Annotated in this window: 23 protein-coding genes and 1 pseudogene; 7 read left to right on the forward strand and 17 right to left on the reverse strand. The window is 69.6% G+C overall.

Features of this window, described 5'->3' with window-relative positions:
- Positions 1 to 31 precede the first annotated feature (31 nt).
- Positions 32 to 1,222 carry an SGNH/GDSL hydrolase family protein gene (locus ACZ7OI_RS15700; protein ID WP_470264886.1) on the forward strand — a complete coding sequence of 397 codons (1,191 nt, stop codon included), beginning with the start codon at positions 32 to 34 and terminating at the stop codon, positions 1,220 to 1,222.
- Here ACZ7OI_RS15700 and ACZ7OI_RS15705 read toward each other — a convergent pair.
- Positions 1,209 to 2,507 (reverse strand): MFS transporter, encoded by a 1,299-nt coding sequence (locus ACZ7OI_RS15705; RefSeq protein ID WP_470264887.1) that lies wholly within the window; start codon positions 2,505 to 2,507, stop codon positions 1,209 to 1,211. The two genes, ACZ7OI_RS15700 and ACZ7OI_RS15705, sit on opposite strands and share 14 nt — an antisense overlap.
- Before the next feature lie 105 nt (positions 2,508 to 2,612).
- Here ACZ7OI_RS15705 and ACZ7OI_RS15710 point away from each other — a divergent pair, with 105 nt between their 5' ends.
- Positions 2,613 to 3,008 (forward strand): DinB family protein, encoded by a 396-nt coding sequence (locus ACZ7OI_RS15710; RefSeq protein WP_470264888.1) that lies wholly within the window; start codon positions 2,613 to 2,615, stop codon positions 3,006 to 3,008.
- Positions 3,009 to 3,014: 6 nt separating this feature from the next.
- On the opposite strand, the gene ACZ7OI_RS15715 is transcribed toward ACZ7OI_RS15710, so the two are convergent.
- Both ACZ7OI_RS15715 and ACZ7OI_RS15720 read right to left on the reverse strand, forming a co-directional pair.
- Positions 3,015 to 3,884, reverse strand: a complete 870-nt coding sequence (locus tag ACZ7OI_RS15715) for an LLM class flavin-dependent oxidoreductase (RefSeq protein ID WP_470264889.1) — start codon at positions 3,882 to 3,884, stop codon at positions 3,015 to 3,017.
- 14 nt (positions 3,885 to 3,898) lie between these two features.
- Positions 3,899 to 4,801 (reverse strand): alpha/beta hydrolase family protein, encoded by a 903-nt coding sequence (locus ACZ7OI_RS15720; RefSeq protein ID WP_470264890.1) that lies wholly within the window; start codon positions 4,799 to 4,801, stop codon positions 3,899 to 3,901.
- A gap of 145 nt (positions 4,802 to 4,946) precedes the next feature.
- Between ACZ7OI_RS15720 and ACZ7OI_RS15725 the strand changes: the two genes are divergently transcribed.
- Complete coding sequence (locus ACZ7OI_RS15725) at positions 4,947 to 5,522, forward strand: TetR/AcrR family transcriptional regulator (RefSeq protein ID WP_470264891.1); 576 nt, start codon at positions 4,947 to 4,949, stop codon at positions 5,520 to 5,522.
- A 23-nt stretch (positions 5,523 to 5,545) separates the two neighbouring features.
- Here ACZ7OI_RS15725 and ligD read toward each other — a convergent pair whose 3' ends face one another.
- The gene (gene ligD, locus ACZ7OI_RS15730) at positions 5,546 to 6,538 is read right to left on the reverse strand and encodes a non-homologous end-joining DNA ligase (protein WP_470264892.1); all 993 of its coding nucleotides are present in this window, start codon (positions 6,536 to 6,538) and stop codon (positions 5,546 to 5,548) included.
- Positions 6,539 to 6,627: 89 nt separating this feature from the next.
- Between ligD and ACZ7OI_RS15735 the strand changes: the two genes are divergently transcribed.
- Both ACZ7OI_RS15735 and ACZ7OI_RS15740 read left to right on the forward strand, forming a co-directional pair.
- Positions 6,628 to 6,969 (forward strand): MmcQ/YjbR family DNA-binding protein, encoded by a 342-nt coding sequence (locus tag ACZ7OI_RS15735; RefSeq protein ID WP_037811366.1) that lies wholly within the window; start codon positions 6,628 to 6,630, stop codon positions 6,967 to 6,969.
- A 73-nt stretch (positions 6,970 to 7,042) separates the two neighbouring features.
- Entirely contained in the window at positions 7,043 to 7,285 is a 243-nt protein-coding gene (locus tag ACZ7OI_RS15740) for a hypothetical protein (RefSeq protein ID WP_470264893.1), read from the forward strand.
- A gap of 202 nt (positions 7,286 to 7,487) precedes the next feature.
- Here ACZ7OI_RS15740 and ACZ7OI_RS15745 read toward each other — a convergent pair whose 3' ends face one another.
- The 13 genes and pseudogenes from ACZ7OI_RS15745 to ACZ7OI_RS15805 all read right to left on the reverse strand — a co-directional run bounded on the left by ACZ7OI_RS15745 (position 7,488) and on the right by ACZ7OI_RS15805 (position 22,681).
- On the reverse strand, positions 7,488 to 8,078 hold the full coding sequence (locus ACZ7OI_RS15745; protein ID WP_470264894.1) for a YbaB/EbfC family nucleoid-associated protein: 591 nt from the start codon (positions 8,076 to 8,078) through the stop codon (positions 7,488 to 7,490).
- A gap of 349 nt (positions 8,079 to 8,427) precedes the next feature.
- Positions 8,428 to 8,727: pseudogene (locus ACZ7OI_RS15750) on the reverse strand (type VII secretion target); the annotation flags it as partial.
- A gap of 7 nt (positions 8,728 to 8,734) precedes the next feature.
- Positions 8,735 to 10,834: a PPE domain-containing protein gene (locus tag ACZ7OI_RS15755; RefSeq protein WP_470264895.1), complete on the reverse strand. Its 2,100-nt coding sequence runs from the start codon at positions 10,832 to 10,834 to the stop codon at positions 8,735 to 8,737.
- An 11-nt stretch (positions 10,835 to 10,845) separates the two neighbouring features.
- Positions 10,846 to 11,280 carry a hypothetical protein gene (locus ACZ7OI_RS15760; RefSeq protein ID WP_470264896.1) on the reverse strand — a complete coding sequence of 145 codons (435 nt, stop codon included), beginning with the start codon at positions 11,278 to 11,280 and terminating at the stop codon, positions 10,846 to 10,848.
- Between the two features lie 47 nt (positions 11,281 to 11,327).
- The gene (locus ACZ7OI_RS15765; protein ID WP_470264897.1) at positions 11,328 to 12,179 is read right to left on the reverse strand and encodes an ESX secretion-associated protein EspG; all 852 of its coding nucleotides are present in this window, start codon (positions 12,177 to 12,179) and stop codon (positions 11,328 to 11,330) included.
- Between the two features lie 376 nt (positions 12,180 to 12,555).
- The gene (locus ACZ7OI_RS15770) at positions 12,556 to 13,242 is read right to left on the reverse strand and encodes a flavin reductase family protein (protein ID WP_470233080.1); all 687 of its coding nucleotides are present in this window, start codon (positions 13,240 to 13,242) and stop codon (positions 12,556 to 12,558) included.
- Positions 13,243 to 13,373: 131 nt separating this feature from the next.
- On the reverse strand, positions 13,374 to 14,189 hold the full coding sequence (locus ACZ7OI_RS15775) for an FAD binding domain-containing protein (RefSeq protein ID WP_470264898.1): 816 nt from the start codon (positions 14,187 to 14,189) through the stop codon (positions 13,374 to 13,376).
- Positions 14,186 to 14,662, reverse strand: coding sequence for a (2Fe-2S)-binding protein (locus ACZ7OI_RS15780; RefSeq protein ID WP_452080021.1), 477 nt, complete (start codon positions 14,660 to 14,662; stop codon positions 14,186 to 14,188). The genes ACZ7OI_RS15775 and ACZ7OI_RS15780 overlap by 4 nt, the downstream gene beginning before the upstream one ends.
- 1 nt (position 14,663) lies before the next feature.
- Complete coding sequence (locus tag ACZ7OI_RS15785) at positions 14,664 to 16,916, reverse strand: xanthine dehydrogenase family protein molybdopterin-binding subunit (protein WP_470264899.1); 2,253 nt, start codon at positions 16,914 to 16,916, stop codon at positions 14,664 to 14,666.
- A 272-nt stretch (positions 16,917 to 17,188) separates the two neighbouring features.
- Positions 17,189 to 17,812, reverse strand: coding sequence for a sulfite exporter TauE/SafE family protein (locus tag ACZ7OI_RS15790; protein WP_470264900.1), 624 nt, complete (start codon positions 17,810 to 17,812; stop codon positions 17,189 to 17,191).
- Between the two features lie 1,545 nt (positions 17,813 to 19,357).
- Positions 19,358 to 19,645 carry a hypothetical protein gene (locus tag ACZ7OI_RS15795; RefSeq protein WP_470264901.1) on the reverse strand — a complete coding sequence of 96 codons (288 nt, stop codon included), beginning with the start codon at positions 19,643 to 19,645 and terminating at the stop codon, positions 19,358 to 19,360.
- A 503-nt stretch (positions 19,646 to 20,148) separates the two neighbouring features.
- Positions 20,149 to 20,721, reverse strand: a complete 573-nt coding sequence (locus ACZ7OI_RS15800; protein ID WP_470264902.1) for a hypothetical protein — start codon at positions 20,719 to 20,721, stop codon at positions 20,149 to 20,151.
- Between the two features lie 1,525 nt (positions 20,722 to 22,246).
- Positions 22,247 to 22,681, reverse strand: a complete 435-nt coding sequence (locus ACZ7OI_RS15805) for a helix-turn-helix domain-containing protein (RefSeq protein WP_470264903.1) — start codon at positions 22,679 to 22,681, stop codon at positions 22,247 to 22,249.
- Positions 22,682 to 23,124: 443 nt separating this feature from the next.
- Here ACZ7OI_RS15805 and ACZ7OI_RS15810 point away from each other — a divergent pair, with 443 nt between their 5' ends.
- Positions 23,125 to 23,496 carry a hypothetical protein gene (locus ACZ7OI_RS15810; RefSeq protein ID WP_470264904.1) on the forward strand — a complete coding sequence of 124 codons (372 nt, stop codon included), beginning with the start codon at positions 23,125 to 23,127 and terminating at the stop codon, positions 23,494 to 23,496.
- A 156-nt stretch (positions 23,497 to 23,652) separates the two neighbouring features.
- The gene (locus ACZ7OI_RS15815; RefSeq protein ID WP_470264905.1) at positions 23,653 to 24,960 is read left to right on the forward strand and encodes a hypothetical protein; all 1,308 of its coding nucleotides are present in this window, start codon (positions 23,653 to 23,655) and stop codon (positions 24,958 to 24,960) included.
- Positions 24,961 to 25,109: the final 149 nt, after the last annotated feature.

Here is a 25,109-nt window from a genome sequence, read left to right on the forward strand (position 1 = left end):
CGTGCCGCCCGGGCGCGCGCACAGTGTCTCCATGAAACGGATCCTGGCTCTCGGCACGGCCGCCGTGCTCACGCTCGGCGCGGTCACCGCTTCCGGCAGCGCCGAGGGCGACCTGGCCGCGCACGGCTGGGTCGGCACGTGGGCGGCGGCGCCCGCGGCCGCGGTGGCGAACACGCCGCAGGGGTATCCGAACTACTCGATCCGCAACGTCGTGCACACCAGCGCGGGCGGAAATCAGGCCAGGGTAAGGCTTTCCAACACCTTCGGCACCGCACCCCTCACCCTCGGCCACGTGACGCTCGCCGTCGCCGCCGACGGTCCGCGCGCCGCCAGCGGCACCATGCGCACGCTGACCTTCGGCGGACAGTCCACAGTGGTCGTTCCGCCGGGAGCCGAGGTGCTGAGCGACCCGGCGTGGCTGCGCGTTCCGGCCGACGCCGACCTGCTGGTGACCACCTACGTGCCCACGCCGTCCGGCCCGGTCACCTACCATCCGCTCGCCCAGCAGACGTCGTTCTTCACCCGCGCCGGCGACTTCGCGGGCGAGGAATCCGGCGCGTCGTTCACCGAGCAAACCGCCGTGTGGCACTACGTCAGCGAAGTCGACGTCCGCGGACCCGCGCGCGGCACGGTCGTGACGCTCGGCGATTCGATCACCGACGGCTCGCACTCCACGCCCGGCGCGAACCGGCGCTGGCCGGACAAGCTGAGCGACCGGCTGCACGGACAGCTCGGCGTGCTCAACGCCGGGATCAGCGGCAACCGGCTCCTTCTCGACGGCGGCACCTCCGGCCGCAACGCGCTCGCCCGGCTCGCCGACGACGTGCTGAGCAGCGGCGACGTCCGCACGCTGATCGTGCTCGAAGGCATCAACGACATCCAGCAGAACCCGCACCAGACCGATCCGGCGATGATCGTCTCGGCTCTGCGGCAGATCGTCGCGCAGGCCAAGGCGCGGGGCATCCGGGTCATCGGCGGCACGCTGACGCCGTTCAAGGGCTGGAAGGTCTACGACCCGACGCTGGAGAAGACCCGCCAAGCGGTGAACTCCTTCATCCGGACCAGCGGGATCTACGACGGCGTCGTCGACTTCGACGCGGCCGTGCGCGATCCCGCCGACCCGCTCGCGATGCTCCCCGCCTACGACTCCGGCGACCACCTGCACCCGAGCGACGCCGGGTACCAGAGGATGGCCGACGCGGTGCCGCTCACTCTCCTGTGACCGGCACGAGCGGCTTGCGCGGGAACGTCAGCACGGCAAGGAGACTGAGCGCGCCGACGCCCACCATGTAGAGCGAGACCGACAGCGACGTCCCGGTCGAAGTCTGCAACGCGGTCGCGATCAGCGGCGCGAATCCGCCGCCGAGCACCGCGCCGACGGCGTAGGCGAACGACGATCCGCTGTAGCGGAACCGGGATTCGAACAGCTCCGAGAACAGCGCCGACTGCGGGCCGTACGTCGCGCCGAGGCCGATGTTCAGCACCACCACCGCGACGATCAGCAGCCACGGCTGCGCGGTGTCCACGAGCAGGAAGAACGGGATCGACCAGACCACCAGCAGCACGGAACCCGCGAGATAGACCGGTTTCCGCCCGGCCGAGTCCGACCAGATCGCCGCCGCGACGATGCTCGCCAGCCACACGACGCTGCCGACGATCACCACGACCAGCATCGTCGTGCTGGACAGCTTCAGCACCGAGGTGCCGTACGACAGCAGGTAAGCGAAGAAAATGTAGCCGAGCGCGGTGTTCGCGATGAAGCTGACCGCGGCGGCGAGCACCTGCTTCGGCCGCGCGCGCAGCACCTCCACGATCGGCAGCTTGCTGCGCTCGCCGGTGCTGCGCAGCTTCGCGAACACCGGGCTTTCCTCCACGCGCAGCCGGATCACCAGCCCGACCGCCACCAGCACGAGGCTGACCAGGAACGGGATCCGCCAGCCCCACGACCGGAACTGATCCGGCGACAGCGAGTTGTTCACCAGGAAGAACACGAGCTGCGCCAGGATCAGCCCGGCCGGAACGCCGATCTGCGAGAAAGATCCGTACCGGCCGCGCTTGCCTTCCGGAGCGTGCTCGACCGCCATCAGCGCCGCGCCGCCCCACTCGCCGCCGGCCGAAATCCCTTGCAGGACGCGGAGAACGACGAGCAGGATCGGCGCGATCACGCCCGCCTGGTGATACGTCGGCAACACGCCGACACCCGCGGTCGCGAGCCCCATCAGCACCAGCGAGGCGACCAGCATCGCCTTGCGCCCCACGCGGTCGCCGAAGTGGCCCCAGACGATCCCGCCCAGCGGCCGCGCGACGAATCCCACGCCGAGCGTCGCGAACGCGGCGAGCGTGCCGGACGACGGAGACAACGACGGGAAGAAAAGCTTGTTGAATACCAAGGCGGTCGCCGTGCTGTAGGCGAAGTAGTCGTACCACTCGATGGTCGTCCCGATCGCGCTGGCGAGCGCCACCCGCCGGACCCGTCCCGCCGTGTTCACGTCCTGCTCAAGCACCACTGCCGAGCCCCCTTCTCGTTCAGGCGCGTCATCTTGGCACGGCGGCTCCCCTCCGGTCGACCATCGGAAGGCGGGGGCTTCGCCCGTCCGGCCGCAGCGGCAGGAGTGCGCGGAAAACTCGATCTCCGCCGCGCTGTGCTGGACGATGCACCAGGCCGAAGACGGAACCTGGACGCTGGACTTCGCCGACAGCGAGCCCGATCCCGTCCCGGCGCCACGGCCGCCTGGCACCTCGGCTGGTGGTGGAGCGGTGCCCTCGACCAGGTCCGCGGCCTCGAACCACCGGAGCGGACCGCCGTCGCCTGGCTCCGCGGCCTGCGCACGGACTGGCTTGCCGCACTCGACCGGCTCACCGACGCGGACCTGGCCTCCTCCGTCCCGTTCCTGCCCGCAGGCGACCCCTGGCGCACCATCGGGCGCCTGATCGCCTGGGCGAACGCCGAGTTGATGAAGAACGTCGCGGAGATCGGCCAGCTCCGACTCCAGCGAGCGGCCCGCTGAGAGCGGCTACCCCGCCTCGGCGATCAGCTCGTCCGCGACCCACCGCGCGACGCCGGCCGGATACGGCGTGGGCAGCCCGAGCACGACATGGCTGAACCCGGCTTCCAGCGCCTCCCCGATCGCCGCCCGCGTGCGCGCAGGCTGGTCGTAGGACACCGGCAGGTGGATCGAGCGCGTGATCTCCGCCGGATCGCGGCCGATTTCCGCGCAGTACCCGTCGAGCATCGCGTTGCGTTCGACGGCGTCGGCGATGTCCCCGCCGGGGATGTTCCAGACGTCGGCGTGCTCGGCGACCACCCGCAGCGTCGCGCGGGCCCGGCCGCCGATGACGAACGGCGGGTGCGGGCTCTGCACCGGCTTCGGGTTGCCGAACGCGCCGGTCAGCTGAACGTGCTCGCCGGCGAAATCGAACGGCTTGTCCTCCGTCCACAGCCTGCGGATCACCGTGCACGCCTCGGCGAACCGGCCCACCGCGTCGGCGGTGTCCAGATACGGCAGGCCATGCGCTTCGTACTCCCGGCGAGCCAGCGGGTGGCTCGGCAGGGAGCCGACGCCGAGCCCGAAATCGAGCCGTCCGCCGGACACGACGTCGACGGTCGCGGCGATCTTCGCCAGCATCGCAGGCGGGCGGAACCGGTTGCTGGTCACCAAAAGCCCGAGCCGCAGCCGCCCGGTCTGCGCGGCAAGGGCCGAAAGCAGTGTCCAGCCCTCGAAAATCGGCCCGTCCAGTTCGCCCGCGATCGGCAGGAGGTGGTCGAACAGCCAGGCGTGCTCGATGGACGGGATCTCGTCCGCTTCCCGCCAAACCCGCTGCAGCGAGGCGTACGTGGTCTGCATCGGCGCGGTCATGATGCCGAACCGCGGTTTCGTGGTCATCTCGGGAAGTCCTTTCACTCGTGCGATTCGACGCGGCCGAGCGGGCTGTCCTCGATACCGGCCCAGCTGTCGTCGCCCGGGATGAGCGCGCTGCGGAGATACGCCGTGGTCAGCCGCTGCTGCAGTGCGACGCGTTCGGGGCTTTCGTCGGTGGTTTCCTTGGCCTCGTAACCGGTGATGCCGCCGAGCGAATGCTCCGCGCCGAAGAGCGTCAGCAGGCTCTTCTCCCCCGGGCTGAGCCGGTAGGCGTCGGTGAACCAGTCCGGGCCGCGCACGGACAGCATCGAATCGTCCTGATCCCCGGCGACGAACAGCGCTGGAGCCTTCAGGCCGTCGAAATTCGGGCTCATGAAAGGGAAATGCTCAGCCGCGAACGGCGACAGGTCCGCGCCGCCGATGCCGGTGAGCGCGAACAGCACCCCGGCAGAGACCCGCGCGTCGGACAAGTCCTCGCCGAGGCTGCCGTCCGCCTCGACGACGCGCGCGCCCAGCAGCATGCTCGCCGACTGCGCACCCCAGGAGTGCCCAGCGACGGCGATCCGGCTGTGGTCGACTCGCCCGCTCAGCCCGGGCACCGCCGCTTCGACAGTCTCGAGCTGGTCGATAACGTGCCGGAGGTCATCGACGCGCAACCGCCAGATGTTCGGCGTGCGCGGGTCTTCCGCAGGCAGCGCGCGGGTCCGCGAATCGAGGTGAGTCGGTTGCACGACAACGAATCCGTGCGCGGCCCAGTAGTCGGCGAGCGGACCGTAACTGTCGAGGGACTGGCTGAAGCCGTGCGAGAACACGATCACCGGAAGATCCCGTCCGGTCGCCGGAGCGGACACGCGCACCGGCAGATCCTCGCCGCGGCCCGGCGCGTCGAGCCGCACCGGTTTGACCGAGACGACCGGAGCCGCAGGCTGTACTGCAGACATGGGAAGTACCTTCTTTCGCCGTCGGGCGCGAGGATGTGGTGGCCGGCGGCCCGATCTGGCATCATGAGCAAACGGAACGTTGCTCCGCTAACTATACGGAACACTGTTCCGCTTGTCTAGCGGCGACACGCGGAGGGAGTGGCACGTGGGTGAGAACGCGGGAGCCCGCGCGAAACGGGCGGACGCCCGGCGCAACGAGAAAACCCTGCTCGACGCGGCGTCGGCGGTGTTCGTCGAGTCCGGGGTGGACGCGCCGGTGCGCGATATCGCGACCAGGGCGGGTGTCGGCGTGGGCACGATCTACCGGCACTTCCCCACCCGCGCGGACCTGATCATCGCGGTGTACCGGCACCAGGTCGAAGCGTGCGCGGACGCGGGGCCGAAGCTGCTGGCGGACAACGATTCCCCGCACGCCGCGCTCGCGCAGTGGATCGACCTGTTCGTCGATTTCCTCGTCACGAAGCATGGGCTGGCCGGGATCATGCAATCCGACCACAGCGGGTTCGAGGCGTTGCACTCCTACTTCCTGGAGCGGCTCGTCCCGGTGTGCACGGAACTGCTCGACGCCGCCGCGAAGGCCGGGGAAATCCACACCGACCTGGAGGCCGTGCATCTGATGCGGGGCGTGGGGAACCTGTGCATCGGCGCGGAGGCCGACGACAGTTATGACGCTCGCCGCTTGGCTGCGCTGCTGATCACCGGGCTGCGGCAGACCGGGTAAGCGCGGCGAAACGAGCGGATCCGCTACCGCGCGGCCGGAACCTCGACCTCGTCCGGACGCCGCTCCGGACGCAACCCTCGCCAAGCCGTATGCCGCAGCCGGCCGTCTCCCGGCGTGAGCCTGCGGTACACCACCTCGCCGACCACCTCCGGCTTCAGCCAATGCGCGCCGCGCGCCCGGTCTCGCGGCACCTGGTCGGCGAACGGGCTTGTCTTGCGCTCCAACGGAATCAGCTGCGCCTGAAGGTCTTTGAGCATCGCGTCGGTGAAGCCGGTGCCGACGTCGCCCAGGTACCGCAACTCCCCCGAAGCCGGGTCGTGCGCGCCGAGCAGCAGCGCGCCGATCGTGCCCTCCCGGCGGCCCTGGCCCGGACGCCAGCCGCCCAGCACCACCTCGGTCGTCTGCACCAGCGGGTGTTTGAGCCATTCCGGACTGCGCCGTCCCGGGTGGTACCGCGACGCGCGGGCCTTCACCATCAGGCCTTCGAGCATCATCTTGCGCGCGACGTCCAGCAGACCGGCCGGGGTCATGCCGTCTTCGGCGAGGTCGCGGTGCCGGTACCAGGGCGTGATCGCGACCAGTTGCCGGTCCGGCGGCTCGATTTCGGCGAGGACCTCGCGGCGTTCCTCGTACGGCGCGTCGAGCAGGATTTCGCCGTCCAGGCTCAGGATGTCGAAGGCGAAGTACGCGACGGCCTGCCAGGTGCGGTTCTGCAGAAGGCCGAAATCGGGACGGCCGTGCTCGTCGAGGGCGACGATCTCGCCGTCGAGCACGGCCGGGCGTCCGCCGAGAGCGTCGCCGAGCGCGCCGGACAGCTGCGGGAACCTCGCGGTGAAGTCGTTGTCGTTGCGGCTGGTCAGCAACGTGCTCCCGTCCGGTGCGACGCGCATGGTCGCCCGGTAACCGTCCCATTTGAACTCGTACGCGTAAGCCGGATCGTCGCGCAGCGTGCCTCCGTCGGGCGACGCCAGCATCGGCTCGATCGCGGGCGGCATGCCGCGGGCCGGTTCGGACATTCGGGCACCTCCGCGCACCACCGTAAGCCGAACCCGCCGGATCCGCCGCCGTAAGATGGCCGGGTCCACGATGGAGGGGGCCAGGACCGGTGCCGAGCAAGGATTTCGAACGGATCATCCGCAAGCTGCGCGAGGTCGAGCGCGGCAGCGGCCGCGACTACACGTCGTTCAGCGTGCGCGGCAAGCGCTTCGGCTACCACTGGCCGCGCACCGACACGGTCGGGCTCAAGCAGACCATCGCGGAACAGCAGGCGCTCGTCGCGGAGCGTCCGGACGTTTTCGAGGAGCAGTTCACGTCCGGCGGGTTCGGCTGGGTGGTGGTGCAGCTGAGCGGGATCGAGGCCGACGAACTGGCCGAACTCGTGTACGAGGCGTGGCGGCTTTCCGCCCCGGAGGACCTGGCGGCCGAGGTTCCGCTGCCGCAGCTCTGACAATCCGGCATATCGGGTAACGGCCCGGCGGGTCCTGGCGATCTTCTTCGTGTTCCGGGAGAAGGGGGCTGCGGTGTCGCGGCGGACGGTGCAGGTGCTGGTGGCGTTCGGGGTGCTGGCCGCGGGGATGTTCCTGCTGTGTCAGCCGCTTTTCGCCGCCAGGCCCGGCGAAGAGTGCCTCCCGGGCCAGGACCAGCCCGCTTCGTGCGGCCCCTCCTACGCCAACCCGGCCGAGTGGGGCGGGGTTTTGGTCATCGGGGCGATGCTGGCGCTGCTCTATCTGCGCTACCTCGCCGACCGCAAACAGGTTCTGTGAGCCGGAGTCCTCATCGGACCGATCCGCCGTCTGCCCGTCTCGGGGTGCGCGGCCCTCGTCCGCGCTGAGCTGCCCCGGCAGTCCACATCGGACCGGGCCGCCGACCGTGCTCAAGGGGCGCCGTTCCCGCACTCCAGTCCACATCGGACCGTCCACAAACGACAGTGCGCCCCGGCCGGGAAGGCCGGGGCGCACCGCGCAGTCACCAGGGGTTGTTGTCCTGCTCGTCCGGATCGATCCCGCCCGGACGGCGTCCCTGCGGAGGAGAAGCGGGCCCGCCCGGCGCGGGCGGCGACGCGGGCGGACGCGGCGCACCGCCCGCGGGAGGCGGCGGCGTCTTGGCGGGCGGCTCCGGCTGCTCTTCCGCGCTGTCCTGCTGCTCGGCCGGGTCCGGGTCGGGGTCCGGGAACCGGTTGCGCAGCGAATCGAGCATGACGGCGCGGGTGTCCGGGTCCTCGTCGCCCAGGCTGCGGCCCATGACCTCGGCCACGCGGTCGGTGATGCCCGACTGCGCCTTCCGCATGGTCTCGAGCACCATCCTGGAGAGCTCCTCCGGCGGGATGGTGCGCGTGCGGGAACTGAACACCAGGTCCGACACGACCCCGTCGGCACCGACGGTGACCTTGACGGTCCCGTCCGGGCTCGTCGCGGTCAGCCGCAGCTGCTCGGTTTCCTGCTGGGCCGCCGCGTAGCGCTCCGCCTTGCGGGCGAACCCGGCCGCCCATTCGTCCATTCGCCGGATTGCGTCGTCGGGGTCCCTGATCAGGTCGCCCAGCCCACCCGCGCTGGTCATGCTTTTCGTTCTCCTCGAATCCCGTCACCCGCTCCGTTGCGGGCGGGTCCAATCCTCGCCGCGACGGGCACCGTCATCTGTCGAAGGTACCCGCCCGCCGCCGCGCCGCGAGAGCGCCATCGCCTCGCTACGCCTCGCCCGGCGAAACGCCCCGGTCGACCGGCTGCGCGGCATCGACCCGTTGCTTCGCCTGCAAGGGCTCCGCGCTGTCGTACCGGGCCTCCGCGGGCACGCCGTCCCGGTTGAACGGCACGTTCTGCCCGGTCGGAGCCTGCACGCCGCCGACCCGGAACCGGTCCTTGAGCTCCCCGCTGTCGGTCTTGCTGAGCATCCCGTCGGTCGCCACCTTCTTGAACGGCTTCGACTGGCCCTCGTCGCCCTCCTGGTAGGACTTCGCGGCGGTCCGGACGTTGTCCGAGGTCGCCTGGACGCCCTCGATCGCCCCGCTGATCGCTTCCTTGGCCTTCTCGCCGGTCGGGTTGATGATCGGCGGGAGGAAAGCGCACAGCAGCCCGTACGCGTCGTCGGACATCGCGTAGTTCGCCGCCTGCGCCGCCGTGTTCAGCCGGTCCACCAGGCCGTCCAGGTGGCTCGCGTGCGCCACGAGGTCGTCGGGTTCTACGCGGAACCCCTGTGCGCCTCCGCTCATCGCCGCCTCACTTCCAGTCCTTGTTCTTCCAGTCGCCGATCACCGGCGGGGCGACGACCTCGTCCGGCGCGAAGAACGACGGATCGTCCGACTCGACGAAGCTCGCGACCTTGTGTTCCTTGTCCTCCGGGCCCTTGCCGCCCTTGCCGCCGCCCATGGCTCCCATGCCGGGAGCGCCGGTCGCGCCCTTGCCGCCCGCACCGCTCGAGCCGGGGCCGCCGCGCCCGGCGACGCCTTCTTCGGCCGCGCCGGAGCCGCCCGCGCCGCTGAACGCGCCGCCGGAGCCCGGACCGCCCTTGGCGCCGCCGAGGCCGCCCGCACCGCCGCCGCCGAGCCTGCTGCTGATGCTCTCGCCGTTGACGCCGCCGACCTTGCCGATGCCGCCGAGCTTCTCCCCGCTCGGGCCGGTGCCGCCGCCGGGGAACAGCGGTTTGCCGTCCGGGCCGATCTTGCCGGGGTTGAACGGCTTCGGCTCGTACGGCTTGAGCCCGCCGGGGCCCTCGGGGATCGAGGGCTTGAACGGCTGCGGCTTGTACGGATTCGACTTGTAGGGGTCGCCGTCCTTGCCGGTCGGGATGCTCGGGATCGGCGGCGGGGTGAAGCTCGGACCGCCGCCGCCGGGGTTGCCTCCACCGGGACCCGGGATCGGCGGGATGTTCGGCGGGATGAAGCCGCCGCCGGGGTTGCCGCCGCCGGGACCCGGAATGGGCGGGATGTTCGGCGGGGTGAAGCCCTGTGCCTTGGTCGAATCCGGGTTGGTGTCAGGGATGGGCGGGAACGAGCCGCCGGGCCCGCCGGGGACACCGCCCGGCCCGCCGGTGGCTCCGCCGGGACCGCCCTGCGGGATGTTCAGCGACGCCGGGTCGAACCTGCGCTCGGGGCTGTGCCCGCCGGGACCTCCGGGGACGCCGCCCGGTCCGCCGCCGCCCGGACCACCGCCGCCTGGACCGTACGGTTTGCCGTCCGGTCCGATCGGCCGTCCGTCGGGGCCGATCGGCTGCCCGTTCGGGCCGACCGTCGTCCCCGGCGGGCCGATCGGCTTGCCGTCGGGACCCAGCGGACGCCCGTCCGGGCCGATGAGCTGGCCGTTCGGGCCGACCGTGGTCCCGGGAGGGCCGATCGGGTTGCCGTCGGGGCCGATCGGGCGGCCGTCCGGGCCGACCCGCACCCCGCCGGGCGCGCCCGCGCCGCCGCCGGGCTTCATCGGGGTGCCCCGGAGCGCCGGGGACAGCTGCGCGGTGGGCAGCTTCGGCGGCTCGGCGAACCGCGGCGTGGCGACCGCGCCGCCGATCGTCTGGTCGTACCGCGTCATGATCTGCGCGGCCTGCTCCCGGGCGGCCTGCTGGTCGGTGAAGGTCTTCATGGCCGAGGAGTAGGCCACGACGTAGGCGGCCGGGTCCTTGATCGTCATCAGGACCTTGTTCGCGTCCTGCGCCGAGAAGTTCACCGGCGGGTTGGCGTTCATCGCCTTCTGCGTCTCGTTGAGCGCCTGCGAGTGGACCTCCTGCTGGCGCCCGGTCAGCGACGCGCCCTGCGCGGTGGTGCCGAGCCACTTGCCCACGTTGGCGAGGTGCACGCGCGCGGCGTCGCCGGCGTCGCCCTTCCAGTTCGAGGTGCTCGCGTTGATCGCGTCGCCGAGGTTCTTCTGGTGCGTCGCCAGCTCGTTGCCGAGGCTCACCCACGCCTCCGAGGACTCCGCCACCGAGGCCGGGTCCGCGTGCGTGGTGATGGCGTCGATCATCTGCTCGTGCGTCGCGTTCTTCCAGTCGGTGTGCGGCGCGGCGCCCGGATCGCGCATCTCGAGGTCTTTGCCGAGATGCTTCTTCGACTCCTCCAGGTTCCGCTGGTACATCGCCTGGATCAGCTGGTCGCGCGCCTTCCCCTGGACGTTCGGGAGCAGCCAGCCGTTGAACACGGCGTCGATCTTGTGCTGCGCGTCCTCGCGCAACTGGTCGCCCGAGGCCACGTCGTCCGGGCGCACCGGGCCGATGTAGTACTTCGACGAGGGGTCCAGCGTCGGGTTGTAGAGCGCGGTGTTGCCGGGGTCGTAGTCCGTCGAGGACGGATCGGAGACGGACTCGGCGGTCGGTTGCTTCTTGTCGGCCACTGGTCTCCCCTTCAGCCCTGCTCTTGTGCGGTGCGGTGGATGCGCTCGAAGGTCTCCTTGGAGCTGTGCTCGCGCTCCTTGTAGTTCTTCTTCGCGAGCTTGATCGCCTCGACGTAGGTCGGGAACTCCCGGTGCGCCGCCTGCAGCTGGGTGACCAGGCCCTGCTGGTCGCGCGCGGTCTCGGCCATGTGCTTGCTGACGAACATCCCGGCCGGGCTCTTCGACATCGCCGGGACGCCGGCGATCTTCTCGATCAGCTGCACGTGCGCCTCCAGCGCGTCGAGCACGCCCTGGAGCGCGGCGATCATCTTGTCGCCGGTGCTGTCGTCCACCGCGAACGATCCGCGCTCGGCCAGCGTCTTCAGCTGGCGCGCGGGAAGCGAGAAGCCCACCGGGGCCTCGGGGGCCACCCTCGCTTCCATCGCCATCGGTGCCTCGTCGGTCATCGGGACCTCGTTCTCCTCGTGAACTGTCGCCGCCTGCAGTGGAAAGATCAGTAAACCTCGGAAACCGCCTGCTGCACCGCGCGCTTGAGCTCGCGGGGCCCGGCGGGCACGTATTCCGCGGTCAGGTCGCCCGCCTCGCTGACGGTGGATGTGATCAGGTAGCGGCCGTCGGCGGTGTCGAGCCAGCCGATCGGGTTGCCGCCGCGCCGCTCGCCATGGCGGCCCCAGCCGCTCACCGCGATGTGCCCGCCGCCGAGCCGGGGCTGCGCCAGCACGCGTTCGAGCACCTCGACCCCGCCGGGGGCGGGGCGGGAGACCCGCGGGTCCGGGCGGCGCGGCTGCACGCGCCCGCTGACCTCGATCATTCCGAACGCGTCGGTCTCTTCCTCGTCCTCGGCCGCCTCCGCCCGGCGGCGCGCGGTCATCGCGGACACCTCCTGCGAGGCCGCCTGGCGGATCGTGTGCGCGCCGGTGCTGGCCGGGCGCGCCTGCGGCAGCACTCCGGCGATCACCTCGACGAGCTCCTCGTCGTCGAAGAGCGAGAACAGCAGTTTGTCGGTCTTCGGGTCCTGTGTGATCCCGAGAGCCTGCCTGCCGTCGCTGAGCGCGACCACCGCGATGTCCGCGCCGAGGCCGTCGATCCCGCTGACCGCGACCGAGACCCGCGGCTTCGCGAGCAGCTCGAAGGCAGTGCGCACGTAGGGGCTCAGCTCGTCGCCGCTGGAGAGCCTGCGCTCCTCGATCGCGTCGTTGACGACCTTCGCGACCTGGACGTACCGGTCCGGCTCCGCGGGCACGGAGCCGATCCGGAGCGGGAACTGGCGGATGTTCCCGCCGGTCGCCTCCCCGACCACCAAAGCTTCGACGACGTCGAGAACGAACTCGAACCTGTCCGCCATCCCGAGGGCATCCTTCCCACAGCCGGGTCGGGCACGGCCGCTTCGGCACCCTTGTGAGTGACGCCGAATTGCGTTGCCGTGCCTGGGATTCGCAATGGGGAAAGACTATCAGTCCGGCAGGGGCGGGTGATCACCACGGGGACAGCTGCCCCAATGTACCGAGGGCCGTGTCCGAAGAGACACGACCTGCGGTTTCGCCGCGCGCGCCGCTTGACGCGCGACCGGGAAGCGGCGGAAATTCCCGGGTGCGAGAAAGCCGACAAAAGGCCGCCGCGGATCGCGGCGGCCCCTTGTCGTGCCCGGTTTTACCGAGTTGTTCTTCTGTCCTTCGCCCTCGTTTCGCCGGGTCGTTGCTCCACAGTGGACTGGGCCTGCATCAGGAGACGCCGCGCGCCCGTTCGATGTCCGGCGAGCGGTACATCCGCTCCGGGATCCGCGCCAGCGTCGACTCGTGCACCTGGGGCCCGAGCCCGTACAGCTTCTGGAAGCTCATGATGAGCGGCCGCCACGCGTCCGGGTCGACGTGGTCGTCAGTGCCCGGCAGCCGGATGTCGTCGTGCACGAACACTCGCTGCACGCGCACCTCCAGCCCGACGATGCCGCCGCGCTGGGCCTCGTCGTCCTCGGCGAACGGATGCACGGACTCCAGCACGGCTTCCATCGCGACCGGGCATTCGGCGACCCGGGGCGGCGCCACCGTCTCCGACGGCACCGGAGTGAGCCCCGCGCGGCCGAACTTGTCCGCGACGTGGAAGTAGCCGCGTTCTTCCTTGCGCGGCGGCACGGGATCGGACCCGGTGGTCAGCGCGAGCCGGTCCACCGCGGCGGCCATCGCCGAGGACGGCAGGTTCAGCACGCATTCGCGCGTGCGCAGGAGGTTGAGCGTGGTCTTCGAGCGCGCGCCGAGGCCGAGCATCGCGCGCCAGCCGAGCCAGAACGCCGACGACATCGGGGCCAGGTTGGCCGAACCGTCCTCATTGGACGTCGAGACCAGCACCACCGGGGTGCCGAAGTACAGGATTCCGGGCTCGATTGCCGTGTGGGCGGGAAAAGTCGTGTTCACAACGCCCAGTCTTGCCGCCGTCGCCCGTGCCCCGCTGGCGGAAATCGGCCGTCGCTCTCGGCCCCGGAAAAGCCGTGAAGGACTCCTTGAGTGAATCTGATTCCCTCAAGGAGTCCTTCACGGACAGCCGGTCAGGCGACGCCGGCGGCGGCCAGTGCGCGGGCGGTGAGGACCCGGGCGAGGTGCTGGCGGTACTCGGCCGTGGCGTGCGGTTCTTCCGGAGGCGAAGTGCCCTCCGCGGCCAGCTTCGCCGCCTCCGCCGCGGTGGCGCCGTCAGCCAGCGCGCGTTCGGTGGCCGACGCGCGCAGCGGCGTGCCGCCCATGTTGATCAGGCCGACCGAACGCCCGGCGACCACGACGCCGACGATCGCCCAGTCGATGGCCCGGCGGGTGAACTTCTCGAACCCCCAGCCCAGTCCGGCCTGGCTGGGCAGCCGGATCTCGGTGAGCAGCTCGTCCGGTTCCAGCGGCGTCGTGAACGGCCCGAGGAAGAACTCCGCGGCCGGGATCCGCCGCTCCCCCCGCGGCCCGCGCGCGACGAGCGTGCCGTCCGCCGCGAGGACAGCGGCGGGCAGGTCGGCCGCCGAATCGGCGTGCACCAGCGACCCGCCGATCGTCCCGCGATGGCGCACCTGCGGGTCGCCGACCGACCCGGACACGTGCGCGAGCAGCGGCGCGTGCTCGGCGAGCACCGGGTCGTGCTGAAGGTCGTGGTAGCGGGACAACGCCCCGATCACCACCTCGTCGCCCTCGGTCCGGACGAACTTCAGCTCCCGCAGCGGCGCGATGTCCACCACGACCTCCGGCGCGGCGAACCGGAGCTTCATCAACGGCAGCAGCGAATGCCCGCCCGCGAGCAGCTTCGCGTCCTCCCCGTGCTCGGCGAGCAGCGCGAGCGCCTCGTCCACAGTGGACGCACGCCGGTAGGCGAACCCAGCCGGGATCACTGCGCCACCTCCTGCCCGGACGCGTCGATGACGGCGCTGACGATGTTGTGGTACCCGGTGCACCGGCAGAGGTTGCCCTCCAGCGCGGCACGGGCTTCGTCGCGGGTCGGCTTCGGGTTTTCCTTCAGCAGCGACACCGTCGCCATCATCATGCCGGGCGTGCAGAACCCGCACTGCAGGCCGTGCTGCTCGCGGAACGCGCGCTGCACCGGGTGCAGGCCGTCGGCGCCCGGTCCGGAGGCCAGACCCTCCACAGTGGTCACTTCGTGCCCGTCCGCCTGCGCGGCCAGCACCGTGCAGGATTTCACCGATTCGCCGTCGAGCAGCACCGTGCACGCCCCGCAGGACGTGGTGTCGCAGCCGATGTTCGTGCCGGTGAGGCCCGCGGTGTCCCGCAGGTAGTGCACGAGCAGGGTGCGGTCGGGCACCTCCTGCTCGACCGTCTTCCCGTTCACCTCGATCGAGACCCGCACGTCAGTTCGCCTTCCTAGCGTCGTTCAGGGCCGTCCACACCCGCAGCGGGGTGGTCGGCATGTCCAGGTGCGCCACGCCGAGGTGGGCGAGCGCGTCGACCACCGCGTTGTGCACCGCCGGCGTCGACCCGATCGTCGCCGCCTCGCCGATTCCCTTGACCCCCAGCAGGTTCCGGGTCGTCGGCGTCTCCATGTCCACCAGTTCGAAATCGGGCAGCTCGGGCGCGGTGACGAACGAGTAGTCGGCCAGCGTCGCCGTGGTCGGGTTGCCGTCCGCGTCGTAGCTCATCACCTCGAGCAGCGCCTGCGCGATGCCCTGGCCGAGCCCGCCGTGCCGCTGGCCGCGGAAGGTCAGCGGGTTCACGATCGGGCCCGCGTCGTCGAGCGCGACCAGCCGCCGCACCTCGACCTTCCCGGTTTCGGTGTCGACCTCGACGACCGCGAGGTGCGCGCCGAACGGGAACGTCGGAGAGCCTTCGCCGAACCAGACGTCGGCGGTGAACCCGTCCGCCTCGCCGGCGACCTGGGCCCAGTAGAGCGTCGTGCTCGACGGCGCGCCGCGGACCTGCCAGACGCCGCGTTCGGCGTCCAGCTCCAGGTCGTCCGGCGCCGCTTCGAGCAGTTCGGCCGCGACCTGGCGGGCCTGTGCCACGACCTCCTCGGCCGCCTTCCGCATCGCCGAACCGCCGAGCTGCAGCGACCGCGAGCCGAAGGTGCCGACCGCGCGCGGGACCTCGTCGGTGTCGCCGTGCCGCACGGTGATCTTGTCCATCGGCACGCCAAGCTGGTCCGACAGCAGCATCGCCAGCGACGTCCCGAGCCCCTGCCCGTGCGGGGAACTGCCGGTCCACGCGGTGACCGAACCGTCCGGGTGCACGTCGACGCGGCCGCTCTCGCCGCCCGCGTCGCCGCCGGTGATCTCGACGTAGGACGCGATGCCGAGCCCCAGCGCCACCGGATCCCCCGCCTCGCGGCGCTTCCGCTGTTCCTCGCGCAGCTGCGCGTATCCCGCCGCGTCGAGCACCTTGTCGAGCGCCGCGGCGTACTCGCCGGTGTCGTAGGAGCCGCCGGTCGGTGTCTCGTAAGGGAATTCCTCGGGCCGGATGAAGTTGACCCGCCGGACGTCGGCCGGATCCATCCCGATTTCCGCGGCGAACATGTCGATCGCGCGCTCGACGGCCGCGGTCGCCTCGGGACGGCCCGCGCCGCGGTAGGCATCGATCGGCGTGGTCGTGGTGACCACGCCGCGGCTGCGCGTCTGCACCACCGGGAAGCGGTAGACGCCCGGGGCCATCAGCTCGGTGAGCGTCGGCAGGAACAGGGCTCGCGGGTACGCGCCGGTGTCCTGGAGGACGTCGAGCCGGTACGCCAGCACGGTTCCGTCGCGCTTGCCGCCGATGGTCACGGTGTTGCGTTGCGCGCGGCCGTGCGTCATCGAGGTGAGATTCTCGCTGCGCGATTCGGCCCACCGCACCGCGCGACCGGCGCGCTTCGCCGCCCAGGCGAGCAGCACCGCTTCCGGATCCGCGCCGATCTTCGCGCCGAACCCGCCGCCGACGTCCGGCGCGATCACCCGCACCCGGTCCTGGCCGACGCCGAGCCCTTCGGCCACCGTGCGGCGGCCGATCTGCGCGTTCTGGGTGGAAAGCCACAGCGTGACCCGGCCGTCCTCGCCCCACGCGACGGACGCGCCGCGCGGCTCGACCGGAGCCGGCGCCACGCGCTGGTTGAGGATGTCCCCGGTGACGACGACCTCGCAGCCCTCGAACACCGAATCGTCGAACTCCTCCGGCCCGTGCGAGTGGACCACGTTGCTGCCGTGGTCCGGGAACACCAGCGTCTCCCCGGCGAGCGCGGTGTCGAGGTCCACGACCGCGTCGAGCGGGTCGTAGTCCACATCGACCAGTTCGGCCGCGTCGGCGAGCTGGTACCGATCCTCGGTGAGCACCAGCGCGACCGGCTCGCCGACGTACCGCACGACGTCCTTGGCCAGGAACGGCTCCGCGACCGGCCCGGCCGTGCCCGGTTCGAGATCGAGGTCGGCCGCGGTGTAAACGCCGACGACGCCCGGAGCGGTGCGGGCTTCCTCCACGTCGATGCCGACGATCCGCGCGTGCGCGATCGGGCTGCGCACGAAAACCGCGTGCACGGCGCCGTCGAGCGCTTCTTCCTTGAGGTCGTCGACGTACGTTCCGCCCGCGGTGATCAGCTTCTCGTCTTCGACGCGCACCACCCGGGTGCCGACAATGCTCATCTGTCCTCCTGCTCGGATACCCCGCCGACTATGCCCGTTCGCGCGGCCGCGCGTCAGCCTGAATTGGTTTGCCACGCCGAAACTGCCGTGAGGGAGAGCTTGTGGCGGCGTGGCGGAAGATAGCGCACCGGGACGGTGAGCTCCGCTCAAGCGCCAAGAACCCTCGGGACGCGGCTTCCGGCCGGGTTCTTCGCCGTCACCGCGTGGCTGCCGTGGGGATTCGCTCCTCGAAGCAAGTCCCCCGCACCCGCGACCAGACGACCGCGTGTCGCTCAGCCCGAGTAAGCCTGCCAACCCAGCACCACCGCCAGAGAAAGCCCGCCCAGGCCGATCGCGATCCTCAGCGGCGTCGCGGGCAGGTAGCGCACCAGCACCGAGCCCAGCCAGGACCCCGCCACCGACCCGAGGCACACCGCGATCGCCGCGGGCCAGAAGACCTTGCCGGTGAAGGCGAAAACCAATGCGGCGATCAGGTTCGCGGTGCCGGTGGCGATGTTCTTCGCCGCGTTCGTGCGGGCCAGCGACTGGCTCCACACCGTCGTCAACAGCGCGAGCATCAACACTCCGGCCGCCGCCCCGAAGTACCCGCCGTACACGCCGACGAGGAACGCCGCGATCCCGGTCAGCGGGCCGATCCCGCGGTGTTCGTGATGCTCGGCCATCCGCCGAAGCCGCGGGCCGGCCATCAGCACGATCGACGCGCCGCCGATCAGCCACGGCACGACGACGGTGAACGCGTCCGCCGAGCTGACCAGCAGCACGAGCCCGCCGCACGCCCCGCCCGCCGTGGTGATCAGGCACAGCGGCAGCAACCGGCGGCCTTGACCCTTCAGCTCCGGGCGCGCGCCGACGGCCGCTCCGGCGGTCGTGCCCAGCATCGCCACCGTGCTAGTCATGCGTTAGGAGCACCCACGATGACTAGGTGGTTCTCACTGAACTGCGGAAACCGTCGCGGGGCGCGGCAGACGGGACGTTCCGGACGACAAGGTCGGAGTGTCCGTTTCTACTCGTTTCCCGCACAGCATGCCGCTCGTCGTCCTGGTGATCGTGCTCGCATAGATCGTTCCTGGCAGCGTCACGAACCGAGAGCGGACGCCGATCAACGACTCGCTGCGCTTCCTGATCGCCGCGCTCCTCAGCGCAGACACGCAGCTCGCTGCGGAGCCGACGCAGGGTCGAGCGAACGCCTGCCCCGCCGTCGGCCATTGCCGGCTCTGCCACCTGTCTGTCCTGGAAACGGGCAAAGAAAGAGGACTGGCGCACGTCGGCCTGGCCTGCCGACCTCCCGTAGGTCCACCCGCATCGCGAGAACGCGTAGTGGTGGGTCACACCCGAATTGCAGAAACGCAAGAAGAAGTTCAGCAACCGTGGAATTAATGTTGCACCCAAGCCGTGCGTGCCGTCTACCGTGGAGTGGCTCTTCCACGCAGAGACCTGCTGTACGGGCACCTAGGCGAGGCCGGGACCGAGGAACTCCGGAATGGGCCGAGCTGCGGATCCCCTCCCTCAAGCGCGAAACCCGACCACGAGATATCCGCGTAAGGCGGCACCGCGCGACTAGCGAGCGGTACCTGATAGGACTGCCAATCAGAAGTACTCGCCCGTGCCACCGCCGCCATCGGTGCCGGACTCGGTCTGCTGACGCATCCGCCCTTCAGCTCTCCGGCCGAGACCGTACCCTGCAGCCTTACGCCTGCGTCGGCCCTGATATCGGCATTGAATCGGCGATTGGCGACCGCATCATGGGTGAGCCGCGCTGGAACTACGCTACGTCGGTCGACCGCTATCGCGGCTCACCCATGACGCGGTCGCCGTGCTCGTTATCCACACGAGCTGATCCGGTACACACAACAGCCAGTTTCCGTCAAGTGCCTGACGCTCATGATGCCTAAGGAATTCGCGGGCAAAGATCTCCGCTGCTAGGTCGTCGACCGAGGCGATTGTGCCGGCCATGTAGGCGACTGGCCTATTCGGGTCGTGTCGGTCGCGATGTTCCGAGCGGGCCGACACCGCCAGCGATGACGCGATCGTAGCGCCTCGGGTCAGCACTGCAGATAGCTTGCGACGGTCGCCAAGTCGCACCAGCGCGCCCCCCCTGTACAGGAGCTCGAATCTCGATGGAGCTTCCACCGGGCGCAATATGCCGTGTTCAGGGGGACAAAAGAGCGTGCCGCCATAGCCGTTGTTCGCGCGGCGGAGCGATTCCTCGGTTTCACATCCCCATGCACGACGGATTGGAAGCCCCCAGGCCGTGCCGTTACTTCTAATTTTTCATGCCGCGGAGTGAGTAGGCTCAGGATAGGAAACAGGAGCGAGGAGTCGCCTCACCTCGGCCCGAGCCTCCGATGTCAGTGGACCGGCGGCGGCGACCACCTGCTCGACAAATTTTTCTTCAGCATCGCAAGTCGAGTCAACCGCAACTAGCTGAACCGGCGGGACCATCAGACAGCCCGCACTGCAATAGAATCAACAGCGACAGACAAACGCTTGCAGAAATTCCCAACCTCCACTGCATCGATGCCAGAATTGACTTTCAGCAGCTCGGAGGGAAGCTCGATCCCTACCGGAATTGTCAGTGCCCCCACCCCTGCACCCAGATATTCAAATAAAGACGTCTGGCGCAGGTCAAAATCCGAGGAGGGAGTTAAACCGCTCGCGGCGGAGCGCAACCTCGCGCAACTCCCGCCGAGTTTGTTACTCACACGCACGCGGACCAGCCGGGCAGACATCCGAGACCTCTCGTGTATCGATGAGCAGTCTCGTTCCGCCCGCGCCTCGCGCGGCGAGCCCAGTCCGAGTCCGTCCCTCGTCCCGCAACCCCGGAGGGTTCTCTGCGGTCTGGCGTCCGCCTGGATCGGCAGCGCCGTCCGGGCACCGCCTTGACCATCAGAGTACGCGGCGGCTGTGCGATGACAACACCAGCGCATGGAATCCCATGTGATTCTGACACTACGACAGTCGTGACGAGTGCTCCGTGGACGAGAAAGGCCGCACCAGGGTTCCGGTCGAAGACGCGGCTGCCGCGGCGATGAGATCGAGGTTGTCCGGAAACCCCGTTCGACCAATGCGGTTCGGCGTCGAAGAGCCGGTCGGTTAAGTCGCAGGTCCGACAGTTCGATTCGCTCGTCGGCGGAGCGGACAGGCCCTCCCGGGGTCGGCGGTTCTCTCTGCCGCAGCGAGCTGATTGCCGCCCGGGAACGTGCGTCACCGGCACCCGCACGGTTCACAGCGGTCAGAACTCGGTGGGAAGCCAGCCCTCTTCGCGATCCGGCGTCCGGACAGGCATGACCCATGCCCGGTAGTCCGGGCCGACGCGGATGTGGAAGGGATGTGTGTCGTCCGTTCCCGGCATCACACGAACGAGCACTTTGCGCCGCCTCCCGATTTTCGCAAGCGTGTTCAAGTGCCCGGAACGCAACGCGGCGGCGACAGCCCACCCCTCGGGCAACGCGTCGTCGATCACAACGGGCAGAGCGTCACCTAGGTCGTAAGGACTCGGGCGATGCAGCGCGACGGCGCGGGACTGTCCTGCTGCTGCGAATTCGATCGCCGCTTCGATCGGATGTAAGCGGAGAGCGACTTCAGGCGCGTTCCTGAATTCGGATGCGAGGGTCGCGACGTCGGTCGCGGCGAGATTCACCGGCCAGGGCAGCTGCCCCGTCGCGTTCACCGCGGCGTGTGCGGCGCAGAGTCGGTCGCTGGACCATCCGTGGAGTCGGCCGCCGGCAGTGTGCAGGCGGACGGAGGTGAAGGGATGGCTCGCATCCCTGCTGGTGTCAGTTGTGAGCGCCAGGTCCGCGAGCATGCCCTTTCCCGACAACGGAGACCGTAGTCATCGCAGGGTAATGGCCGTCCTCCGGTGTGGTCACACCAAGATCCTTTCGTCCAGGGTTCCTGCGCCGCCGAAGGAGCGCTGCGCGCGGCGCAGGAAGAATCGTTCACGTGCCGGCAACCGCGTGCGGCTGCCCGAGGTCGCAGCTGACTGCCGCGAAACCGAGTGCTGCACAGACTGGCCGAGGAGAATGTGCGCAGGCATCGGGTGGTGCAAGATCTGACGGTGCCGGGGGCTGTTGCCAGCCTTCGAGTCGCCACTCGTCGTCGGTGTCCGGCGAGGACTCGCAGACAGGGAGGGAACCTTCGTCGTGGCCGACGTCCCGCCTGTGTGCCGCGCCGTCGGCCGGATGGCCTGGGTAGAGGACATCAGCCGAGGCCAGGTTCCAGCTTCCAGGGAGATCGCCGGCGCCAAGAATGCGCTCCCAGTCGAACCCCATGGGCACAACCCTATCCGGATTGATCGGGACTGCTGAACGACTCCCCCGCTGCAGAGCGATGCGGAGCCGAACGGGACAGCACCGGTTGCCGTCATCCAAGCCGATGGCGTGGCAACAGGTGCGAACTTCCACCGGTCTTCGGCTCGGCCGCTACTGGGCTTGTTCGGGTCTCAGACCGGCCTTGCCTTGAGGATCAGCACCGAATGTGGACTATCCGGGTCCCGAGCAGGACCCCATGGCGCCATGCTGCGGGCGAATCCGTTGGCGTGGACCATTCCGGGGCTCGCGCGAGCGCGTTAGGGTCCGCAGCTGGCCCCGCAAGAGCCCTGGCTCTTGCGGTCTTTGACCATGACGCCACGTCCACGGCGACGTGAATACACCGTTATACACATCGCGTCCCCCGTTTCGGCGTGCCGTTCGGCACTACGCCAACCGCATTCCTGTGCGACGTGAAGCGATGACCGCAGCCGCTCTCCCCTGAAGACGACGGGAGCTTTCGGCCCGCGGTGGCATCTCCGCGCGGGTTCACCCCCTGTCACTTGCGTGACGGGCCGCACCTTGGAGCCGGCCGTGGCCTCAGCGGTGCCTCTCCCCTCCCCGCCGCGGACTCGAGAGGAGGTGCCACGTGACGCGCACGCCCCGTCGGCGCAGTTCCCACCGACCCGGCTGGGCAGAAACCATGCTGGCCAGATCCGGCGGCGGTCGCGGGCGCGCGAGTCCAGAGTGGACCAACGGGTGCGAGCTTCACGGCTGCCGCGCCTGCATGTGGCTCGCGACGGACGGCACAACACACCTGACCGGCCGCAACGACATCGACGTAACCTGCGGATTCGCAGAGGTCACCGGCGTTGTCGCCCCAGCCTTCGAAGGACGGGAGGCAGTACTGGACGGCGACCTCGTGTTTTGCGACGGGACCGGGCATCCGGAATTCGGACTGCCCCAAGACCACCGCGGCCGCAACCGGACGAATCGGCGCTAGACCTGTCACGAGGTGCCGCCGGGGACCGGGACGATGAACTGCCGCAGCCGGAGGCGGCACGCGCCGCGAGCACAGTGCGGTCAGCTCGGGTCCGCAGCCTCGCCGGTGCCGTTCGAGGCGCGGTTCTCGGCGTCCAGCAATGCGTCGGGAGCCATGCCGCCGCTGAGCGTCCGGATGTCCCCGGCGATCCGCACAAGCTCGTCGATGTCCTGCTCGACCCTGTGCTGGACCAGAACGAACTCGGCGAGACGCTCCTGCAACTGTGCCTCGTTCTCGGCGGCGGAATGCTCGCTGAGCAGCAGCTGCAACGGCACGTCCAGGGACTGGGCGATCGCGACGGCCTCGTCGATCCGCACTTCGCGCATCCTCTGCTCGATGCGCGTGACCGCCGACGCGTCAAGGCGAGTACCGAGGAAACCGGTGGCCCGCTCGGCCAGAGTCGCTTGGGTAAGACTTTTGCGGCCTCGCTCCTGACGCATACGACGGGCGAAGATGTCTCCGGGCAGCGGGTGCATGACGGTCTCGGCTCCTGGTGAGGGTGCGGCGCGGCCGGGGTGCGTTCAGGCAGCACCGCAAGCGGGCGCAGAGTTGCAGCTGCAGGTTACCCAGTCGCCCCGGAAGACAGCCATCTCCGCCCTCCCGGGCGGGTCTCGCATGCGGCAGGCCGCGCACCGCCTGGCACCTCCTACCGAACTCTTTCAAATACTAGTCATTAATCTTATCGATAAGATCATTCGACTAAGGTAGATTGATCGCCAAGGACGACACGCATGCGAGAAGGCCGACAGCGGCCGTCAGTCCATGGAGCACGCACAGGTCTCTCGCGTGATATCCCGCGCCTGCAGGAACAACAGGGCAACGCAGGCTCGTACGCGCTGCCCGCGGGGCCACCAAGCTTGTCGTCTCCTCACTCGCGACCTCACCTCGCGAACGATCCGAACGGCCAGAGGAAAGGACCATGGCAACGATCAGCGGGGTGTCGGCCCTTCTGCAGTCGGGATTGCCGACTGCGGCTTGGGACGTCGGGAGTTTCCTGGACAACGCGAAGACCATGATCGAGACATGGGGCGGGGGCCTCCTCATCCTGGCCGGGGTCATCGGGCTGGTCTGGGGCGGCGTGCTCACGATCAGGAAGCTGATGGCGAATCCGCAGGCGTCGAACCAGCATCAGGGGTGGGGCACCATCGCGTTGCTTTTGGTGGTCGGCGGCGCGTTGGCAGCCGGCGGCTGGACGCTCGTGTTCGCGGTCGGTTCCGGCGGCAAGAAAACCATCGAGGATCTCGGCGGCGGCACCGTCATCGTCCAGCCGTTCAACCGGACCGCCGGCTGAACGACCGTCGCGGGTCGTGCCGCTGACCGCGCGCGACAGCGCCTCCGAGCGGGCCGGTCGAAGGACAGGCTGCTTCTCCCGCGATTTGCCCGTCGGGTGCAGGCCTCCGCGCGACCCGACGAAGCCGCGGGCAGTGTACGAACAAGGAGCAGGCCATTGGGAATCAAGGACAAGGCGCTGGCCTTGGGAGCACGAGTCAAGCTCGATTCGCACCACGCGATCGAACGCGTCGGGGTCTTCGTCAGCGTCTTCGCGCTTACCGGCGCGGCGGTGCTCGTCGGCTCGGCCGTCTCGGCGCTGCAAGGAAGCCGCGATTCGCTGTCGCGCACGGCGCTGTTCACGACGACGTTCACCACCTCGAAAACCGCGCTCAAAGGCGACGTCGACGGCGTCTACACCGACCAGCAGGGCGACAGAGCGCTCGTGATGATGCACTTCCCCGCCAACACCGCGATCTCCTACAACGCGGCGGACTACCAGGCTTTTCTTCTCGGGGCGGACGCCGATCTCACGAGCGAACCGGTGACCACCAGCGGCATCAAGGGGTCGGTGCACGTCTTCGGCTCGACGGGGTACCTCGGCATCCTGCTGGACGCCCGCAAGCCTTTCGACAAGCAAGTGCTCAACCTGACGGTCCGGGCGAACGCGGAGCTGTCCTACGACGAGAACAAGCCTGCGCGGAGCACCGCCGACGAACCGCCGGACGACGCGAGCTTCCGCCGGCACGACCAGTGGCGGGTCTTCTTCAACCCCGGAGCAAGCGGGATCGCGACGCTTCCGGCCCTGGACACGCCGAATTTCGCCCCGGCGCGCGCCTACTACGACGTCGTCCTGCGGAAGGAAGAACAGGCGACACGCTCGAAGCTCGACCAGAAGCTGCTGGCGATGCGCGCGAACCTGGCACAGATCCGGTCCTACACCTTCGACCTGAACACCACCAAGGTCGGCGGGCTCTTCATCCGGCCGCCGTCGGAACCGCCTGTCGTCGCTGGCGACAGGGTCACCGGAGTATCAGCCGCCGAGTCCAGGACCGGAGTGTCGACGCTCGCGCTGGAAACCGCGCAGGTCGTGCCGGGAGGCTTCAACCTGAACTGGCGCGCCGGCAACGTCTACGACGGATACCTGGACACGGTGGCTCCCGTGGGCAAGAGCTATGCCGAGGTTCTGGCCAAGAAGCACAGTGAAGCGTCCGAGGCCGAGACCCGGCAGGTCTCGGCCGTGCCGTGGATCCTGTCCGACGGCTCGAATCTCAAAAGCGACTACCGGTCCTCCGACGTGACGGTCCGCCCCCTCACGAACGTGATGAACAACCTCTCGCGCGCCTACCAGGACTACGCCAAAGCCAAAACCGCCTACCAGTCCGAGCTGCTGCCCGATCTCCTTCGCCTCGACGCGAAGCTGCGCGACGTGCGGTCCAACAGTTCTGCCCGCAACGACGCGGGCACCGTGAAAACGCTCAGCTGAGAGCCGATCCGCGCGCAGCGACCGACCGGGAATCGAGCAGGAAGGGACGACTATGGCCGTCGGCAAACGGGCGGTGCCGCACGAGCCGGCAGGCTCAGCCGCAACGGCGCGTGCGGACCGCGGCGTTGCGGAGCGGTCGCGCAAGTCTC

It is taken from the genome of Amycolatopsis sp. NPDC114503, from assembly GCF_055633655.1.

Coding starts and splice junctions, on each gene's coding strand:
- ACZ7OI_RS15700 (WP_470264886.1), top strand. CDS start 32: ATGAAACGGATCCTGGCTCTCGGCACGGCCGCCGTGCTCACGCTCGGC.
- ACZ7OI_RS15715 (WP_470264889.1), bottom strand. CDS start 3,884: ATGACCACGAAACCGCGGTTCGGCATCATGACCGCGCCGATGCAGACC.
- ACZ7OI_RS15720 (WP_470264890.1), bottom strand. CDS start 4,801: ATGTCTGCAGTACAGCCTGCGGCTCCGGTCGTCTCGGTCAAACCGGTG.
- ligD (WP_470264892.1), bottom strand. CDS start 6,538: ATGTCCGAACCGGCCCGCGGCATGCCGCCCGCGATCGAGCCGATGCTG.
- ACZ7OI_RS15745 (WP_470264894.1), bottom strand. CDS start 8,078: ATGACCAGCGCGGGTGGGCTGGGCGACCTGATCAGGGACCCCGACGAC.
- ACZ7OI_RS15760 (WP_470264896.1), bottom strand. CDS start 11,280: ATGACCGACGAGGCACCGATGGCGATGGAAGCGAGGGTGGCCCCCGAG.
- ACZ7OI_RS15765 (WP_470264897.1), bottom strand. CDS start 12,179: ATGGCGGACAGGTTCGAGTTCGTTCTCGACGTCGTCGAAGCTTTGGTG.
- ACZ7OI_RS15785 (WP_470264899.1), bottom strand. CDS start 16,916: ATGAGCATTGTCGGCACCCGGGTGGTGCGCGTCGAAGACGAGAAGCTG.
- ACZ7OI_RS15790 (WP_470264900.1), bottom strand. CDS start 17,812: ATGACTAGCACGGTGGCGATGCTGGGCACGACCGCCGGAGCGGCCGTC.
- ACZ7OI_RS15795 (WP_470264901.1), bottom strand. CDS start 19,645: ATGTCTGCCCGGCTGGTCCGCGTGCGTGTGAGTAACAAACTCGGCGGG.
- ACZ7OI_RS15800 (WP_470264902.1), bottom strand. CDS start 20,721: ATGCTCGCGGACCTGGCGCTCACAACTGACACCAGCAGGGATGCGAGC.
- ACZ7OI_RS15805 (WP_470264903.1), bottom strand. CDS start 22,681: ATGCACCCGCTGCCCGGAGACATCTTCGCCCGTCGTATGCGTCAGGAG.
- ACZ7OI_RS15810 (WP_470264904.1), top strand. CDS start 23,125: ATGGCAACGATCAGCGGGGTGTCGGCCCTTCTGCAGTCGGGATTGCCG.